Here is a 20,405-nt window from a genome sequence, read left to right as displayed (position 1 = left end):
GCAAGCCTTCTATAATTATTTATCTTCTTTAATTAAGTACATATATACCGGATAGTGATCACTATATCCTCCTGTATACTTTCCATAAGAGAAACTTCTGAAAGGATACCCTTTATAACGACCACTTTTTTGTGTTAAAAAACGTTTATTAAAGATTCCTGATTTAAACATTTTATAGGTTAAAAAATCTTTTTCTCCCTTATCTAATAGTGGAGAAGTAAACATAATTTGATCAAATAAATTAATATTATCTCTATACCCTAATGTATTAAATCCACGACGGAACATATCTTCATAAGGGTTATAAATATCTCCTTCTTTTACATTTTTCTTTTTACTCTTTGTTTGTAAAACAGTTTTAAAGCTAGAGTTGATAGGATCATCGTTAAAATCACCCATAATTAACACTTTTGGATTTGGGTCGTTCAGCTTAATTTTTTCTATAATTTGTTTCACTTTATAAGCGGCTTTTTCACGCAATGGTCTACTCTTCGCTTCCCCTCCTCTTCGAGATGGCCAGTGATTTACAATAACATGTATTAACTCGTCATCTAAATAACCCGATACTAATAAAATATCGCGTGTATATACCTTTCTGTTTTGACTGTAAATATTAGGATTAAAAACCTCAAAATGAATTGGCTTAAAATAACGTGGTTGATACAACAACCCAACATCAATCCCTCTTTTATCAGGAGAGTCAAAATGAATAATACTATAACGCTTCTTTTTTAACCTTTCCGATGCTACTAAATCTTCTAAAACTTTCTTGTTTTCAACCTCAGCAACGCCTAAAATTACTGGACTCGTTTTTGTCTTTTCAGCTCCTAACTGTGAGATAACTTCTCCAAGTTTATCTATTTTATCTATATATACCTCTTCTTTATCTCCTTTCATTTCCATGATGGGACTTGCTTCATCATTCTTTTCAGGATCATTTTCGGTATCAAAAAGGTTTTCTAAATTATAAAAACCAACAGTTCTTATTTTATATTTTTTTGCTCCTTGTTGCGCATATGAAGAAAAAACAACAAGAGTTAAGACTAAAAATAAAGCTATATTTCTCATTTAATAAATTTTACGCAACAAAAGTAAAAACAATTTTCAAGCCAAAATCTATAATTTACATAAAACCATTTTTAGTAACTTTAACTTAATATTAACACAATTAGAATTTTCGTAGTTTTGCCTCCCTTTCGCTTTATTTTTTAGCTATGGGAAACAAATGTATTTAAATATTTTACAAACAATCATTTATGAAAAATTTTACGATAACAATGTTATTACTTTTTTCAGGTTTATTTGGCTTGAATGCACAGAACATTGTAAAGGGGATTGTAATAAACGGCGATTCTGAAAATCCTATGCAAGGTGTTTCTGTAAGTATAAAAGAAGTAAGCGTCTCGAGTACTACAGACGCCAGCGGGGCTTTTACACTAAATGGTTTACCAAACGGAAGACAAATTGTAACGGTATCATTAAACGGGTATGAAACCCAAAATTTTCCAGTTGAACTATCTGGAAAAACAGTAAATTTAGGCACAATCTTTATGTATGAAGATTTATCTGAAGATCAAGATTTAAGCACCATCACTATTACAGATGATGAGTTAAATGATGACACTAGTGCTGCTGATAACATTTCTGGTTTACTACAAGCCTCTAGAGATGTATATTTACGTACTGCCGCTTTTGAATGGAGTGGCTCTTTTTACAGAGTACGTGGTTTAGATTCTGAAAATGGTAAAGTTTTGATTAATGGAATTGAAATGAACAAACTATACAACGGAAGACCTCAATGGAGTAACTGGGGAGGTTTAAACGATGTATTGCGTAACCAAGAGTTTAGTAATGGACTAACTCCTTCAAACTATGCTTTTGGTGGTGTTTTAGGTTCTACAAATATTAACACAAGAGCTTCTGAATATAGTGAAGGTGGACGTATTTCTTATGCTTCTTCTAATAGAAGTTACAACCACCGTCTAATGGCAACATATTCTTCTGGTTTATTAGCTAATGGATGGGCAATAACTGTTTCTGGTAGTAGAAGAGCTGGTAACGAAGGATATATTGATGGTACTTTTTACGATGCCAACTCCATCTTTTTGTCACTTGAAAAGCAAATTAACGATGCTCATAGCTTAAACTTAACTGTGATTGCTGCAGAGAACGAAAGAGGAAAATCTTCACCAAATACTCAAGAGGTTTTTGATATTAAAGGAATTCGTTATAACTCATATTGGGGAAAACAAGGAGACAAAAACAGAAACTCAAGAGTTAAGAGATTATACGAACCAATTGTTATGTTGAACCACTATTGGAACCTTTCTGAAAACACTACATTAAACACTAATATTGGTTTTCAGTTTGGAGAAATAGGTAACAGTCGTTTAGATTATAACGGTGCTAACAATCCTGACCCTACGTATTACAGAAAGTTACCAAGCTGGTATTTATCAGATCCTAATGGACCAGATTATGAAAATGCATACAAATCATTAACTGGTTTCCAAAATGATGGACAAATTGATTGGGATGAGTTATACTTTGGAAATCAAGGAAGTCCAGAAAATGCTCGTGTAATTTTATATGAAGATAGAAACGATGATCAGCAATTAACAGCTAATATGATTTTATCTTCAGAGTTAAATGAAAATATTACACTAACTGCTAGTGGTGAATATAGAAAGTTAAAGTCTGAAAACTTTGCTTCTCCAATAGACATGCTTGGAGCTGTAGGTTATTTAGATGTAAATACTTTTGGTGATAATTTTAACCAACAACAAAGCAATCTTTTAACTCCTAATAGAACAATTGGATTAGGAGACCGCTTTAAATACAACTATATCTTCAATTCTGAAGTATATGGTGGTTTTGCTCAGTTACAGTTCAAATACAACAAAGTTGATTTTTATGTAGCAGGACAAGCGAACAATACTACACACCAAAGAGAAGGTTTATTCCAAAACGGATACTTTCCAACTAACTCTTACGGAAAATCAGATAAGTTAGATTTCTTTAACTACGGAGCTAAAGGAGGATTAACCTATAAAATTTCTGGTCGTCACTTAATTGATGTAAACGGAGGTTATATTACAAAAGCACCTTCTCTGCGTAACTCTTTTGCCAACTCAAGAGCTAACAATGTTACAGTTGCTGATGTTGCTGAATTAAATAGTGAAAAAATATTATCTGGAGATGTTAGCTATGTTTTTAGAAGCCCTTTAATTACTTCAAGAGTTACAGGTTACTATACAGATATTAAAGATGCTACTGAAATTTCATTCTTCTTTGCTGATGGTATTGGAGGAGATACTTCGGCATTTATTCAAGAAATCTTAACTGGTATAGATAAAAGACATTTTGGTGTTGAGTTTGGGATTGAAGCGCAAGTTACTCCTACAATTAAATTAAAGGGTGCAGCTAATATTGGTCAGTACACCTATAATAATAACCCAAATCTTGTAATTACTACCGAAAACGCTAATACAGAAGGTTTCGTTGATGGTAAAAGAGATATGGGGCTTGCTTCTCTTAAAGGTTATAAACTTGCTGCTGGACCTCATAAGGCTTATTCTTTTGGTTTTGAATATAGAGACCCAGATTATTGGTTTGTTAGCGTTACTGCAAACTATATGGATGAAGCTTATGTAGATGTTTCTCCTATTAGAAGAACTGCTAATTTTATAAGTGATGCAGACGGAGCTGCTTTTGCAGATTACGACCCAGTGTTAGCTAGACAATTATTAACTCAAGAGCAATTTGATGATTATATGGTTGTAAACGTTATCGGAGGGAAATCATGGAAAGTAGGCGATGGTAAATACATTGGCTTATTTGCTAGTGTTAGTAACTTATTCAACGAAGAATATAAAACAGGTGGTTTCGAGCAAGGAAGAAATGCAAATTATCACCAATTACGAGACGATAATGCTAACGGAACACCAACCTTTGGAAATAAATACTGGTACGGTAGAGGTACTACTTATTTCTTAAACTTAAATTATAGATTCTAAAAAAAACACTTAAAATGAAAAAAATAAATTTATACAAGATTTTTGCAATACTTTATATTGCAATTTCTGCTTCATGTGTTGACAATAACGATTTTGAATTACCAACTATTGGACCAGACAAACAGTACGAAAACTTAAAGTCTTTAGACGAAGTTATAGCACAATATAACGGTAATATAGTTGAATTTAATGACGACACCACTATCTTTGGTTATGTTGTTTCTGACGACAGAGAAGGAAATTTCTATAAAGAATTAGTTATTCAAGACAAGCCTGAAAATCCCACAGTAGGAGTTGTAATTAAAATTGATGATGCTAACTTAGGTGCTAGATATAATATAGGAAGAAAAATATATGTAAAACTAAAAGGTTTAGCCTTAAGCAAACCATATTCAGCTTTTGAAATAGGTATCAAAGGTACTGGTAATCGTACTGATAGAATAAGTGCTAACGATTATATAAGTAAAATAGATAGATCTTCTGAAATCGTTGATATTATACCAACTACTTTAACAATTGGTGAGTTAACTGAAAATCAAATCAATACCTTAGTTAAAATTGAAAACCTTCAATCTGAAACAAAAGGATTACAGTATGCTTACCCTGAAGACAATAGTTATATTACAAGAACCATGACTTCTTGTGAAACTTTTGAAAAAATTGATATTTCAACAAGTAAATTTGTTAGCTTCAAAGAATACTATATCCCTGATAACAAAGGTAGCATTACTGCTATTTTAGATGAATTTGCTGGTAACTATCAATTAGTTCTTAGAAACACTAATGATATTAACTTTACCGATGAATATGGTTGTAACGCACCTCCTATTGACGCTACTCTAAATGAAGTTAAAGCCTTTTATAAAGGTAGTGGAGAAGCAACAATTACAAAAAACTTAAAAATAAAAGTAGTTATTACTTCTGATTTAGCTTCTGGTAACTTACATCCCTTAAGTGCATTTGCTCAAGATGCTACTGCTGGTATTGCTTTACGTTTTAGTGGAGATCATAACTTAAACTTAGGAGACGAAGTAGAAATCGCTGTTGGAGGAACTAAACTAAGTGAATATAACGATTTATTACAATTAAACATTTCTCCTTCTAGTATTATTAAATCTACAGCAGGCACTTTACCAACCCCTGAGACTATCACTTTTGCTCAAGCTTTAACTGGTGATTACGAAAGTAAATTAGTACAAATTGATGGAGTACAATTCAAAGACAATACCAAAATTTATGACGGTAACAATGAGTTAATTGCTGAATGTGATGGTACTCCTTTAACCACTTATGTTAGAAAAGAGGCAACTTTTGCTAACAATAATGTAAATGATAAAAAAGGAGCTATAACAGGTATTATGACTGTTTATGAAGGTACTCCTCAAATCTATTTAAGAAACGAAGCTGATATTAATTTTACAGAAGACTATGTTACATGTGGAGGTACTACTACTAATGCTATTTTCTTTTCAGAATTAGCAGACCCTAACAATAATGCTAATGCTAGATTTATAGAGTTATATAATTCTGGAACAGATCCAATAGACTTAACAGGTTGGACAATTAGAAGATATACAAATGATGCTACTTCATCAACATCTTCAATTGACTTATCTGGTAAAACCATAGCTGGAACTAGTACTTTTGTAATTGCCAAAAATGCTGCAGAACTCTCAAGTATATATGGTGTTACTGCTGACATGGAGTCTACTTCTGCTGCAGCAGATTCTAACGGAGACGACCAATTAGAGCTAGTAGATCCAAGCGGAACTGTAATCGATATCTTTGGAGTTATTGGGGAAGATGGATCTGGTACAAATCACGAATTTGAAGATGGTAGAGCTTACCGCAAAGCTTCAGTAACACAAGGAAACCCAACATATACATTTGCAGAATGGGATATTTGGAATGACACAGGAGATGCAGGTACTACAAATGCACCTCAAGATGCCCCTGGTGCTTTTACACCTGGAGTGAGATAATCCCTTTTTTGATATAAAAAACCCAAGGTTTAAACCTTGGGTTTTTTCATTCCTTATAACTCCTACTTTTTAACCAATTGTCTAGTATACCTTTTCCTTGTATCGTCTAAAGACACAAAATAAATTCCTGCTGATAGTTTTGAAACATCTATATTACTATTTCTAGAACTCATTTTTACTTTTGTAAGCAACCTTCCGTTAGCATTATAAATAGCAACTTCTCTATTTTTCCACAACTCATTATTTACTTGTAAAACTATAGAATTTCCTTCGATAGGGTTAGGTGAAAAGACAATTACATCTTTATCATTTACTAAAACTTGCCTTACATTTAAATTATCGGTTTTAGCACTACCACAATTTCCTATATTATTCCATCCATTTGAAGTTCTCTCATACAAAACATTAAAATAAACAACCTTATCACCAACCTGATAGTTTTGGGAAGAATCATATTGAGGCACACCATCACAAATATTAGTATTAGTACCTCCATCTCCTTCTACAATATTTATAGTATAATCTTCAACCTCACCATAATCAAATGAACCACAAGAAGCAGGAGTATTATTGTATCGCATAGACACTCTCATTCTTGTGACACCTAATTTTGCAGTAGTAGGTACAGTAAAGCTTCCATTAACTGAATTATCAGTAGAAGCACTTTTAACCCACACTTGCTCTCCGTTATCTTCAAAATCAGAATCCTGATTATAATCAATCCAAACAGTATATCCTTCTTTATAAACTGTACCTGTCCATTTTGGAGTAACGGTAATTGTGTTGGAACTCCCTTGTTCTAAATCAGTAGAAATACTAGTAAAATCTTGATATCCATTTGTAGCTCCTGAATTATTATTAATTGACCCAAGTGTTACATTCTGAATATATTCATCATTTACATTATTTCCTTTTGATTCACAATACGTTGGTACACTAACGCTTCCTTTACTTTTAGCTACTTCAATTAAATACTCCAAACCAAGTTTCGCAAATTTTGCCGCATGCGTAGCATTTGCAGTTGGAAATCGGTCAGACGTATCGTTCACTGTATGAATATATGGACTCGAACCATTAAATGAAGCTTCAAAAGGAAAAGCTGCATCATACCCTTGTTGTGCCCAACTATAATGATCTGAACAACCATAATTACATCGTGTATAATCGTAAGTAAATTGATGACTTCCTGAAGCATTGTAATGATCCATAAGGCTAGCTAAAAAAGCATTAAGGGTACTGCTATTATAACTATCATCAGAAATATAAACATCCTTTGGTGACCCTTTGTAATTCGTCATATCAAACTGCACATACGACAACACATTAACATTTCTATTTTTATAATCCTGAGCAATTTCTTTTGAACCTCTTAAGCCAACTTCTTCAGCAGCAAATGCCATAAACTCTATAGTTCTTTTTGGTTCAAAATTCATTTCAAAAAGTACTCTTGCCATTTCAGTAATCGTAGCAATACCAGAAGCATTATCATCAGCACCAGGCGCATTCGTTTCTCTTTCTGGGCTAACAGAATCAATATGCCCACCTATAATTACATATTCATTAGGAAGATCACTTCCTTGAATAGTCATAACAACCGAAGGCATTGTGGTACTATTGTGATTAACTATTCTCACACTAACATCAGACCTGCCACTAGCCATGGTTTCCCATTTCTGTTTTAAATCCAGAACAGCATCTTTTGCCTTTTGTGTAGTATGATATCTAGTACCATAGTTTTCAAGCTCTACTATTTGATTCGCAATATTTGTATTATTCACCAAACCCAAACTTTGATTTACAAGTTGGTCTTCACTAATAGTGTAAGAAGCTCTTTTATAATGCGATTTTTTACTTTGTAGCTTCTGAATTGTTTGTAAAGCATCTTTTTCAGAAGACTCATAAATAAACCCAGGACCATGAGTTAAAATCATATGGTGTAACTTTTCTGCCGCATAATCACTTAACTTAACAGCACTGAAGGCATTAGCAGAGGAAATAATTTTAATATCAGAAGGAGCAACTTCTTGCAGTTTTAAGGCGTCTTTAGTTTCAATGGTACCATAAAACATCTTTTTTTGGCTGTAAATAGTAGAAAAACTAAGGCACAGCAATAGTAGCGAAAGTAGAAAATACTTTTTTTTCATTTTTGAAGGGTATTAATATTAATTTAAAATTTTACGTAAGTTATTAAAAATTAACATTATAGAGTAATAATTGTTTTTTTAATTATCTTTTAGTTATAAACTTAATTCTAAAATTTATTCATTCTATCGCTCAACCAGTTTTGCAGTATATTCCTTTTTTTGCATCTTTATATACACACAAATTTTTGCTACAAATGTTTTCAAAACATAGGATAACCAAAGCTTTTAAGAAAGCAAAAGAACTACCTTTAAACAAGGATTCTAAATACATTTTATTTTCTGATTGCCATAGAGGTGATAACAGTTTTGCTGATGATTTTGCTCACAATCGAAAAATATATCACTATGCATTATCTCAATATTTACAAAAAGAATTTACTTATATAGAATTAGGAGATGGTGATGAGCTTTGGGAAAATAAATTTGCAAATATTTTCAATGCAAATAAAAACATCTACTTATTACTTCAAAAGTTTCATCAACAAAACAAACTACATTTTATTTGGGGGAATCATGATATGAATTACAGAAAACCTAAAAACGTTGCTAAAAACTTTAACTCTTATTACGATACCATTGACGGAAAAAAGAAAGAATTAATGCCCAATGCTTCCTTTTCAGAAGCAATTAAATTGATACAAGAAAATGGGAAATCTATTTTTTTACTTCACGGTCATCAAGCAGATTGGTTTAACTATACTTTTTGGAAATTAAGTAGGTTTTTAGTTCGTTTACTATGGCGACCACTACAAATACATGGAATTAAAGACCCTACAAGTCCCGCTCAAAACTTTAAAGAGCTCATAAAGGTAGAGAAACGTTTGGAAAAATGGATTAAAAACAATAATAACCAAATGATTGTTACAGGACACACACACCGTCCTCGATTTCCATCAGAAAACGAGCTTCCACATTTTAACGATGGTAGTTGTGTACACCCAAGATGCATTACTGGTTTAGAAATTGAAAACAATGAAATAACTCTTATTAAATGGCATGTAATTACTAATAAAGATGGTACCATGCAGATAACAAGAACAGTTCTTGAAGGACCTAAAAAAATAACTAACTACATTTAAAACCTTAACTCTTTCTTAACTTCAGGTGTTACATCATATAACAATTTATTAAATTACACTTAATATTTACATTAAAAAAGAGAAATACTTTTGAATTACCTCTAACTTGAGGTGTATGGTCAATATAAATTTATTAGTTTTTGTCGACTATTTATTTGACTTACCATATACTGCCTTGAAAACAAGGCAGTTTTTTTAATATTTGCTTAACTTTAAGTTAACATTAGGGTTAGTAATTTGTCTCGACAAAAACTAATAAATTATCCTTAATGTATTACAAAAAAATACTTACAGCTGTAAGTATATTTATGTTGACGCATATATATGCACAACAAGGAAAAGACTCAAAATTTGGTAATGGCTTATTTAATATCATAGGGAAAGATAGTACTTGGTCTATGAAAATGAGTGCCAGAATGCAATTCTTAGCAACTGCCGAATGGGATTCTAACAAAGATGGTTTATATAACCCAACATCTTCAATGTTAGTAAGAAGAGCTCGTTTAAAATTTAAAGGATTTGCTTTTTCCCCTAAATTAAAATATAAAATGGAGCTTGGGTTATCTAATAGAGATATTAGTGGCGCTTCTGTACACACAGGAAATGCACCAAGATATATATTAGATGCTGTTATAAAGTGGAATTTCTTTCAAAATTTTGAATTATGGTTTGGGCAAACCAAACTACCTGGCAACCGTGAGCGTATTATTTCTTCAGGTGATATGCAATTAGTAGATCGCTCTCTATTAAACAGCCGTTTTAATATTGATAGAGATATGGGAGTACAATTAAAACACCATTTTAATTTATCTGACAAGTTTATTGTAAAAGAAGCACTAGCCTTTTCTCAAGGTGAAGGAAGAAATGTTACTGTAGGAAACTTAGGTGGACATCAATATACCGCTCATCTAGAACTTTTACCTTTTGGAAAGTTTGAAGGTAAAGGAGATTATGTAGGTGGTGACTTAAAAAGAGAACAAACACCTAAACTTGCTATTGGTATGAGTTACGACTTTAATAACAATGCCGTAAAAACTAGAAGTAACCAAGGTACTTATATGGTTAATGATGAAGGATACTATCAAACAAACATATCAACCTTTTTTATGGATGCTATGTTTAAATACAAGGGATTCTCTTTTATGGGAGAATATTCATTCAGAGATGCAAAAGATCCTGTTGCAAAAAATTCAGACGGCACACTTACTGGAGAAATTGTACAAGTAGGAAGTGGTTTAAACCTTCAATCAGGATATTTGTTTTCTAAAAACTGGGAAATATCTGGTCGTTTTACTAATATTTCTTTAGATAAAAAAATCACAGGAAAAGGAACTGAAAATCAATATACAATAGGATTATCAAAGTATATTGTTGGTCATAAATTAAAAGTACAAACCGACATTAGTTACTTAGATATAGCGACAGCTACTAATCAATTAATGTATAGATTACAGGTAGACATACACCTTTAAATGATAACATAAACATAACATGAGAGCATTCTTGTGTAACTAAATTTGCAAAACTTAATTAAAAACTAAAAAATGGGAGATCCATATATTTTGATGCTAGTCGCTTTGGCTGTTTTAGCTATTGTAGACTTGGTTGTTGGAGTTAGTAACGATGCTGTAAACTTTTTAAATTCAGCAATCGGTTCTAAAGCAATTAAAGTAAGAAATATTATGATAATTGCGAGTGTTGGAGTATTTTTTGGAGCAGTTACTTCAAGCGGAATGATGGAAGTTGCGCGTAAGGGGATATTTAATCCTAACATGTTTATGTTTCAAGACATCATGTTTATTTTTATGGCAGTTATGATTACTGATATTTTACTATTAGATATCTTTAATTCATTGGGTATGCCTACATCAACTACTGTTTCTATTGTATTTGAATTATTAGGAGCCGCAGTTTGCATTTCGTTAATTAAAATATCTGCTAATGATTCACACTCAATTTCTGATATATGGAATTATATAAATCATAAAAAAGCAGTTCAAATTATAAATGGTATACTACTCTCTGTTGTAGTAGCATTTTCTGTTGGTGCTATAGTACAGTTTTTTTCTCGTTTAATTTATTCATTTAACTTTGAGAAAAGACCTACCTATATCAACTCTTTATTTGGTGGTTTTGCTATTACTGCAATTACTTATTTCATAATTATAAAAGGGATGAAAGGAACACCTTTTTATAGTGATGTTAAACATTTAATTGAAGGAAATACATTGCTCATTATTACTGGAAGCTTTATTTTTTGGAGTGTAGTATCTCATATATTAATACAGTTTTTAAAAGTTAATATTTTAAAATTAATTATTGGTATTGGTACTTTCTCTTTAGCTATGGCTTTCTCTGGTAACGATTTAGTAAACTTTATTGGTGTACCAATTGCTGCTTGGAACTCATACCAAGCTTGGGAAGTATCTGGTGTTGCTCCTGATGCTTTTTCTATGGGGATTTTAGCTAAAAAAGTACCTTCTAACGTATGGTTATTATTGTTAGCTGGAGCTATTATGGTGGTTACTTTGTGGACTTCTAGTAAAGCGAGAAATGTTATTAAAACTGGGATTGACTTATCACGTCAAGGAGATGGGCATGAAAAGTTTCAACCAAATCCATTATCAAGAATTGTAGTACGAAGTGCTATGGGAATTAATGCGGTTGTTAGTTTTATTGTACCTAAGAAAACTTTAAACTTTATAGATTCTAAGTTTCAAAAACCTGTAATTGAGTTACCTAAAGACAAAACGTATGAAATGCCTGCTTTCGATTTAGTAAGAGCATCTGTAAACTTAATTGTTGCTGGTATTTTAATTTCTATTGCAACCTCTATGAAGTTACCTTTATCAACTACTTATGTTACGTTTATGGTAGCAATGGGTACTTCTTTAGCTGATAGAGCTTGGGGGCGTGAAAGTGCCGTTTATAGAGTTGCTGGTGTAATTAATGTTATTGGAGGATGGTTCTTAACAGCCATTACAGCTTTCTTAACTGCTGCTTTAGTAGCTTATTTAATTAGCTGGGATATGGTAATGATTCCTGTATTGTTATTGGTGGTTGCTCTTTTAATTGCAAGAAACACATTACAACACAGAAAGAAATCTAAAGAAGAAAAGAAACAAGTACATATGGAAAGAGCAGAATTAATCACTATTAACGGAGTGATTGAAGAAAGCTCAGATCATATTGCTGGTGTTGCTCATCGTATTAACAAATTATACTCAAGCGTTGTAAAAGATCTTGCTACTCACGATTTAATAAAATTACGTAAAACTGATAAGCACGTTACTAAGTTAAACGATGAAATCGATAACTTAAAAGACGGAGTTTTCTATTTTATTAAGTCGTTAGACGATACTTCCGTACAAGCAAGTAGGTTTTATATTTTAATTTTAGGGTATTTGCAAGACGTTGCTCAGTCTATTAGTTATATATCTAGAGCTACTTATAAGCACGTTAACAACAATCACAAACACCTTAAAAAAGGGCAAATTAAAGATCTTAAGAGTATTGATAATACACTTTCTAAGTTATTAACTGATATTGGAGATACTTTTGAAAATAGAAGCTTTGATAATTTAGAGCATATTATTAATGAAAAGAAAGAATTATTAAAGGATGTATCTAAATCTATTGAAAAACAAGTAGATCGTATTAGAACAGACGAAACAAGTCCAAAAAATACTACATTATACTTTAGTATTTTAATAGAGACACAAGATTTAGTTTCTGGATTAATGAGTTTACTAGAAACCTACGAAGAGTTTCATATTAGTACAAAATCAGCAGAAATAGAAGCTTAATCAAACAAAAGCCGAGGGATTACCTCGGCTTTTTTATTTCTCTATTTTTATAAACTATAATTATTCCTTCTTCTTCATGGGGCGCATTAAACCTTCTTGTGCTACCGAAGCAATCAGTTTACCTTCCCTTGTATAAATATTTCCACAAGCAAAACCTCTTGCACCATTAGTGTTTGGGCTTTCTACCGAGAACAACATCCAATCGTTAAAATCAAAATCGCGGTAAAACCACATCGAATGATCTAAACTTGCCATTTGTGTGTTTCCGAAATTAGCTACACTTGCATTTGGGTTTAAACAAGCCGTTAAAATATTATAGTCTGATATATACGTTAATATTTGTTGTTTAATTCCTAACGATAATTCAGAAGCTTCTCCTTTTAATTTAAACCAAACATCTACTACTGGAGGTAAATCTTTTCGGTCTAACGGATTTACGATCTGCACTGGTTTAAAATCAATAGGTCGCTCAATACTTAAAAAATCTTTCATTTTCTTTGGTAAAAAAGCTCCAAATTGATCTAACATATCTGTCCAACTCAACAACTCTTCAGGTTGTTTTAAGTCTTTTTTTATAGGCATTTGATGCTCATATCCTTCTTCTTCTTTATGAAAAGAACAAGACAGTATAAAAATCGTTTTATCTTTTTGATGTGCTGTAACTCTACGTGTAGAGAAACTACCTCCATCACGAATAGTTTGCACGTTGTAAGTTATAGGCAACTCTAAATTTCCTGCCTCTAAAAAATACGAGTGTAGCGAATGTAATATACGTTCTTTAGGTGTCGTTCTATACGCTGCATTTAGTGCTTGTGCTAATACTTGGCCTCCAAAAACATTTGGACTTCCTATATCTCTACTTACTCCATTAAAATTCCCTTCACCTAAATCGTCAAGGGTAAGTATATTTAATAATTCTTGTGTGTTTTTCATTTGTTAATACAGTAAAAAGGGTTAATTCTTTATACTTGTTTTGTTTTAAAAGGCTTTATTAACCTAAATTCTGTTGGTTGAATTCTGTTCAAAAATAAGCTTAAAATACGATTTGGAATGCTTTTTCTATGTCGTAAATAAATTGTTAAGTCCTGTGGTGTTGCTCCTACTGAACTTTTTATTTCGCTAGCTGTTCTTCCAAAATTTATCGTTTTTATATTATAGTCTATACCCAATAATATATAATCATATAGCATTCGTTGGTAAATAGCATAGGTTTTATTTACGGTATAATCAATTCCTACAAAATGGGCATCTAATGAGTTTTTATTTTTTATTCCTGACAAAAACCCAACTAACTTGGTTCCTAACCAATATACTTTAATAACATAGTTATCTTTTAAATTTTCTTTTAAAGATATATACGTTTCTATATTAAAATACCCTAAATTAAAGCTTGCCTTGTTTGATACATTTTTATACAATGACGTCACACTTGGCAATAATTGTTTCAAAACGTCAATACTTACTTCTTCCGTTCGTAAGTCTTTACTCTTCTGTAACGCTTTTTTTGCTTTTACTCTATACTTTGTTTTTAATGCTGCTAAATAATCATCAAAAGTATTCCAATTATCATCTAACGTTAACATCATATTTGGATCTACATTAAACGAATTATATCCTACACTATGTAATGCATCGGTAATAAAAAGCGATTCGTTTACAAAATCTTTCAACATAAAAGCATCAATTGTTTCTTTTGAAATGTCTTTTTCAAAGGCTACAATAGCTTTAGCTAGCTGTTTTACAATTCGCTTTTTATCTTTATTTGGTTTAATAAATATTCCGTGCTCTCCACTTACAAAAGTATTACCGCATGTAAGTATTTTAAATGGTTTTTGAGGAGACAACAAATGTAGTTTCCTCCCTATACATCGTATCCATTCTACAACCGATTGTAAATTATTTTGAACACTTTCTAAATAAAAATCTACCAATTGAATAGTAGCAAAGGCTATTGATTCTTTGTTTTCATCAAATAATAAAATATAAGAAAACTGTATTTGTTGATTGTTCTTTTCTAAAGCTTCTAAATACGCTGGCTGAAGGTATAAATTATCTACACAGTCAAGCTCTTTCCAAACATTTTCAGGTATCTCCCTTACTGAAGAAAAGTAGCGTATATTGGATGATTTTTTTTTACAGGATAAAATAATAGTGTTTTTTACGATTTGTATTCGTGTAAATTAGTAAAAGTTTGTTAATTACTCTATAAATTATTTTAAATGACACCATTATTCCAAACAGGCACTTTTAAAAATCTACTTATTTTTACCATATCGCTCAACAAGTATTCTTTATCTCCATGATTTAACAAGTTATAACGTTCTCCACTTTGAGTAACTAAATTCACCTCGTAACAATGGTAACCTCCAGACTTGTTTCCTTGAATAAATTTTGATAAAACTTGTAAAGCATATACTTGCTGAAAAGATATAATTTCACCATCTACTAATACCTTTCTTTTTTGTGAGTTTAAAAAAGCTTTAGCTCCAAAAGAAAACAATAAAAAAACTCCTATTAATACAAAGGGACCTCCTGAGATGAAAAACATTTTTCCTCCTTGCATAAAGGTTAATGGCTCTTTTGAAAACTCAAAAAACTCTATATAAGACCAAGCCACATAATTTAATCCCATCAAAAAGAAACTCCAAGCCATAAATTTCATATAAGTACTCGAAGTAATTTTATATCCAGAACTCGTTTTTCGTAAACGTTCGCTTAAAAAATTACTCCCTGACCCTTTAACTGGATCCCAAGAAATGTATTGCCCTATAGTATCTGTTGTAAAATCTTCAAAAGAAAATTCTATTTGTTTATTATTTGACGAGTTTTTCTTTCTTTTTGCCCAGTAACTAGAACCAAACATACCAATAAACATAAAAGCTAATACTGCCAGCATTCCGCCTGTTTTATAATAGGTGTACCGTTGTTTATCTATACTCAACTGATGAATTGGAACTGTAATTTCTAGACGTTTTATATTGTTTAAATCTTCTCTTGTAGGTTTAGTAAGTTGTTGTAATGAGTCCAGTTTTCGTGCACTTTGTTGTACTTCAATTTCTCTCTTATGAAATGATTCATACATGTTTTGTAACTGAGGAAATACTACAAAAAAGAAAATTCCGATTGGAATTATTGCAAAAACCCAAGAGCTGGTGAGAGATACTTTTTTCATGTTTTATTTTTTGGAAAGCAAATTTGAGAAAAGTTTTTGGTTTTGTCGTATAAAAAAAGACCTTTACATAAATGTAAAAGTCTTTCTAAATTATATTTTAAAAACTCTATTTGCAGTATTCTACTTCAAATGAACCAGATACTTTATTTTGTTTATCGATTGATTTAGCTTCTATTTTTAAATTAATTTTAGAATCTGAAATACTTACAACTTCAACATTTGATCCCAAAACATTAACTAAGTTTCCTTCTCCATCTTTGAAAACAACATTTACATCATTATACGTTCCTACTTTACCTTCTACTAATAAAGAAACTTCTAACTTATAATCAAAAATATCTGAATCACAACCTACCTCTTCGTTTGTAATATTAATTGAAACTTCTCCATCTTTTCCTGATGCAAATGACTTCCCTCCTTTAGCAGTAAAATCTTTTCCATATACCTTTCCTTTTAAAATAGTACTGGGTATTGGAGTACCTATGTTGTCCGTATTATCATCATCTGAACAACCAGTCATTACCAATGTTAAACATACTAAAGTTACATAACTAATTTTGAAAAAATTTTTCATTTATTGAATATTTATTATTTTTTAATAAGCGCTAATATAACCTAAAATAAAAAAGCACTAAATAAATAGTTTATTGTTATTGTTACTCACAAAAAGGAACCGTAAAAAAGCCTTCTATTGAATTATCTGAACTTGAATTTGCTTTTATTTTTAAGGTAACTTCATTACTTGTTAACCTTACAACCTCAACAGCTCCTTGAAGGTAATTTAAAGGATTCGCTCCTTTCTTATTAAAAACTACATTCACATTATTATAAGTTCCTAACTCTGCTTTCACATAAGTTGTAATTTTTAATTCGTAGTTGAGAACATCAGAAGTGCAATCTGCTTGAATATTGGTTACATTTACTGAAAGTTCATTATTTCCAGACATAAATGCTTTACCTCCTTTGGCCGTAAAACTTGTTCCTAATACTTTTCCTGATAATTTTGTGTTTGCGATTCCTTCTGGATCATTATCGCTATCAGAACAACTACTCATTACTAAAGTAAGACACATCAAAACCGCATAGCTAATTTTAAAAATCTTTTTCATTTGTTTAAATTTTAATTTGTTTTTATAGGTTGCGAATTTAGCTTAAAAATAAAAACCCACAAACAAATTAATTGCTTGTGGGCTTTCTATATTTATTTAAGGTTAACTTACCCTACAATGTTTATAATTTTTCCTGGAACAATAATTACTTTTTTAGGCTCTCTTCCTTGTAATTGTTGTTGTGTTTTTTCATGTGCCATGACTGTTTTCTCAATTTCATCTTTGCTCATGTCTAACGGTAATTCTAAAGTAAAACGCATTTTTCCATTGAAAGAAACTGGATAGTTCTTTGAGCTTTCAACTAAATGTTTTTCTTCAAATTTCGGAAAAGTTACAGTTGCAATAGACTCATTGTGCCCTAACTGACTCCATAATTCTTCTGCAATATGCGGAGCATACGGAGAAATTAGCACTAATAAAGGTTCTAAAATTTGTCTCTTATTACACTTTTGAGCAGTCAACTCGTTTACCGCAATCATAAAGGTAGAAACTGACGTATTGAACGAGAAGTTCTCAATATCTTCTTCTACTTTTTTAATGGTTTTATGTAAGGTTTTTAACTCGTCTTTAGTTGGTTCTGCATCAGAAACGTTGATACCGTTTTCATCAGTAAATAATTTCCATAATTTCTTTAGGAAAGAATACACTCCTGAAATACCAGATGTTTTCCAGGGTTTGGTTTGCTCTAACGGCCCTAAGAACATTTCAAATAAACGTAAACTATCCGCACCGTATTCTTCACAAATCAAATCTGGATTTACCACATTGTATTTCGATTTCGACATTTTTTCCACCTCGCGATATACTTTATATTCATCCTCAATCAACTCGCAGCTAACATTTTCACCTAACCACTTTTGTAAATTAACTTTTGAAACTAAATCAGAACTATCAACAATTGAAACATCAATATGAGTTGGTCTAATACTATGATGTGATAGTAACTCAAAATCTATATCTATATTCTCATCATTTAAAACATCTCGTTTGAAACCCTCTACCTTTTCTAAAACGTCATACAATAATTCTGAGTCAAAATTACTTTGCAAAATAGAGTCTTTTAATTCGTTTGTTATCACGAACTGAAAAACAGCTGTTTTTAAAAAATGTGTCTTATCATGAGCTCCAACCTGTTTTATATTTATTGAAAGAATATCTGCAAAAGCAGAAGTTCCTAAAATCATACCTTGGTTAATTAGTTTTTTAGCAAATTCATCCACAGGTAACAATCCTCTATCAAATAAGAATTTTTGCCAAAAACGTGCATATAATAAATGCCCAGTAGCATGTTCAGAACCTCCAATATATAAATCTATTTGTTTCCAATAGTCAACCGCTTCTTTACTTACAAATTCTCCTTCATTATTCGAGTCCATATAACGGTTAAAATACCAAGAACTTCCTGCCCACCCTGGCATTGTGTTTAACTCCAAAGGAAATACAGTTTCATTATCTATTAACTCATTACTCACTACTCTATTCTCAATACTATTCCACGCCCAAACTTCAGCATTTCCTAACGGTGGCTTTCCGTCTTCAGTAGGTAAATATTTCTCTACTTCCGGTAATACGATTGGTAAATGCTTTGCTTCAATCATTTGCGGCATTCCGTCTTTATAGTATACTGGGAATGGTTCTCCCCAATAACGTTGACGACTGAATACTGCATCGCGTAAACGATAGTTTATTTTTCCGTAACCAAATCCACGTTTTTCTAATTCGTAGATTACAGTTTTCATTCCTTTCTTATAATTTAAACCATCTAAGAAATCAGAGTTTGCTAATTTAATTCCGTCTTTAGCATCGTTTGCCTTTTCAGAAATATCAACATCTGCAAAAATATTCGGAATCTCTAACCCGAAGTGTTTTGCAAAATCATAATCACGTTGGTCACCACATGGTACCGCCATAACAGCTCCTGTTCCGTAGCTTGCTAATACATAATCACCAATCCAAATTGGCACTTGTTTTCCTGTAAACGGGTGCAACGCATACGCACCAGTAAACACTCCTGAAATAGTTTTTACATCTGCCATACGATCACGCTCAGAACGTTTTGCTGTAGCTTCTACGTAAGCTTCTACAGCCTCTTTTTGTTCTGCAGTGGTAATTTTCGCTACTAAATCGTGCTCTGGAGCTAAGGTCATAAAAGACACTCCGAAAATAGTATCAGGACGTGTTGTAAATACATCTATTTTAGCATCGTGACCATCCACATCAAAAGCAACCATCGCTCCTTGCGAACGACCAATCCAGTTGGTTTGAGAGTCTTTTAAAGGTTGTGGCCAATCGATATTTTGTAATCCGTCTAACAAACGTTGTGCATACGCAGAAATTCGCATAGACCATTGGGTCATTTTTTTACGCACTACTGGGTGCCCACCACGTTCTGAAACTCCGTTTACAATTTCATCGTTTGCTAATACCGTTCCTAAAGCTGGACACCAGTTTACTTCGGTATCTGATAAGAATGTTAAACGGTATTGTAATAATATTTCTTGCTGTTTTGTATCTGAGAAGTTTTTCCATTCTTCTGCAGAAAAAACAGCAATATCTTCATCAGAAACAGCATTTACGTTCGCGTTTCCTTCTGCTTCAAATTTAGCTACTAAGGTTGCAATACCTTCTGCTTTATCTGTGTCTTTATTATACCAAGAGTTGAACAACTGGATAAAAATCCACTGTGTCCATTTGTAATACTCAGGGTTTGAAGTACGAACTTCGCGAGACCAATCAAATGAAAATCCGATATTGTCTAACTGACGACGATAGGTTTTGATATTCGTTTCGGTAGTAATTGCTGGATGTTGTCCTGTTTGAATCGCATATTGTTCAGCTGGCAACCCGAAAGAGTCATATCCTTGTGGATGCAATACATTAAACCCTTTATGACGCTTGTAACGTGCATAAATATCAGATGCGATATATCCTAACGGATGCCCAACGTGTAATCCTGCTCCTGATGGATAAGGAAACATATCTAACACATAATATTTTGGTTTATCAGAATTATTTTCAGCTTTAAATGTACCTTGATTTGCCCAGTACTTTTGCCACTTTTTTTCTATCTCTTGGTGATTGTATTGCATTTGTAATC

13 protein-coding genes are annotated in these 20,405 nt (G+C 32.0%); 5 read left to right on the top strand and 8 right to left on the bottom strand.

Going from position 1 to position 20,405, the window contains the following annotated elements; translation table 11 throughout:
- Positions 1 to 15: 15 nt before the first annotated feature.
- Positions 16 to 1,068 carry an endonuclease/exonuclease/phosphatase family protein gene (locus D6200_RS11920; RefSeq protein ID WP_073182220.1) on the bottom strand — a complete coding sequence of 351 codons (1,053 nt, stop codon included), beginning with the start codon at positions 1,066 to 1,068 and terminating at the stop codon, positions 16 to 18.
- A gap of 188 nt (positions 1,069 to 1,256) precedes the next feature.
- Between D6200_RS11920 and D6200_RS11915 the strand changes: the two genes are divergently transcribed.
- Positions 1,257 to 4,016, top strand: coding sequence for a carboxypeptidase-like regulatory domain-containing protein (locus D6200_RS11915; RefSeq protein WP_073182221.1), 2,760 nt, complete (start codon positions 1,257 to 1,259; stop codon positions 4,014 to 4,016).
- A gap of 14 nt (positions 4,017 to 4,030) precedes the next feature.
- Complete coding sequence (locus tag D6200_RS11910) at positions 4,031 to 5,998, top strand: DUF5689 domain-containing protein (protein ID WP_073182222.1); 1,968 nt, start codon at positions 4,031 to 4,033, stop codon at positions 5,996 to 5,998.
- A 62-nt stretch (positions 5,999 to 6,060) separates the two neighbouring features.
- Here the strand turns inward: D6200_RS11910 and D6200_RS11905 are convergent, their stop codons facing one another.
- Positions 6,061 to 8,142 (bottom strand): M20/M25/M40 family metallo-hydrolase, encoded by a 2,082-nt coding sequence (locus D6200_RS11905; protein WP_083574776.1) that lies wholly within the window; start codon positions 8,140 to 8,142, stop codon positions 6,061 to 6,063.
- A gap of 194 nt (positions 8,143 to 8,336) precedes the next feature.
- Between D6200_RS11905 and D6200_RS11900 the strand changes: the two genes are divergently transcribed.
- From D6200_RS11900 to D6200_RS11890, 3 genes are all read left to right on the top strand, one after another.
- Entirely contained in the window at positions 8,337 to 9,221 is an 885-nt protein-coding gene (locus tag D6200_RS11900) for a metallophosphoesterase (protein ID WP_073182224.1), read from the top strand.
- A 308-nt stretch (positions 9,222 to 9,529) separates the two neighbouring features.
- Entirely contained in the window at positions 9,530 to 10,693 is a 1,164-nt protein-coding gene (locus D6200_RS11895; protein ID WP_240627177.1) for a porin, read from the top strand.
- 72 nt (positions 10,694 to 10,765) lie between these two features.
- Complete coding sequence (locus D6200_RS11890) at positions 10,766 to 13,027, top strand: inorganic phosphate transporter (RefSeq protein ID WP_047787860.1); 2,262 nt, start codon at positions 10,766 to 10,768, stop codon at positions 13,025 to 13,027.
- Between the two features lie 60 nt (positions 13,028 to 13,087).
- Here D6200_RS11890 and D6200_RS11885 read toward each other — a convergent pair whose 3' ends face one another.
- The 6 genes from D6200_RS11885 to D6200_RS11860 form a co-directional block, all read right to left on the bottom strand.
- Positions 13,088 to 13,960: an acyl-CoA thioesterase gene (locus D6200_RS11885; protein ID WP_047787861.1), complete on the bottom strand. Its 873-nt coding sequence runs from the start codon at positions 13,958 to 13,960 to the stop codon at positions 13,088 to 13,090.
- Between the two features lie 29 nt (positions 13,961 to 13,989).
- A complete protein-coding gene (locus tag D6200_RS11880) occupies positions 13,990 to 14,958 on the bottom strand; it encodes a peptidogalycan biosysnthesis protein (protein WP_231128372.1) in 969 nt (322 codons plus the stop codon).
- Positions 14,959 to 15,242: 284 nt separating this feature from the next.
- Complete coding sequence (locus D6200_RS11875) at positions 15,243 to 16,199, bottom strand: hypothetical protein (RefSeq protein WP_073182227.1); 957 nt, start codon at positions 16,197 to 16,199, stop codon at positions 15,243 to 15,245.
- A gap of 106 nt (positions 16,200 to 16,305) precedes the next feature.
- Positions 16,306 to 16,773: a hypothetical protein gene (locus D6200_RS11870; protein ID WP_047787864.1), complete on the bottom strand. Its 468-nt coding sequence runs from the start codon at positions 16,771 to 16,773 to the stop codon at positions 16,306 to 16,308.
- A gap of 82 nt (positions 16,774 to 16,855) precedes the next feature.
- On the bottom strand, positions 16,856 to 17,308 hold the full coding sequence (locus D6200_RS11865) for a hypothetical protein (RefSeq protein ID WP_125064420.1): 453 nt from the start codon (positions 17,306 to 17,308) through the stop codon (positions 16,856 to 16,858).
- A 107-nt stretch (positions 17,309 to 17,415) separates the two neighbouring features.
- Positions 17,416 to 20,397 (bottom strand): leucine--tRNA ligase, encoded by a 2,982-nt coding sequence (locus D6200_RS11860; protein WP_073182229.1) that lies wholly within the window; start codon positions 20,395 to 20,397, stop codon positions 17,416 to 17,418.
- Positions 20,398 to 20,405: the final 8 nt, after the last annotated feature.

It is taken from the genome of Tenacibaculum mesophilum (assembly GCF_003867075.1).
GTDB classification, from domain to species: domain Bacteria; phylum Bacteroidota; class Bacteroidia; order Flavobacteriales; family Flavobacteriaceae; genus Polaribacter; species Polaribacter mesophilus.
The sequence above is the reverse complement of the archived record's forward strand: the minus strand, read 5'-3'. Positions and strand labels throughout refer to the sequence as shown.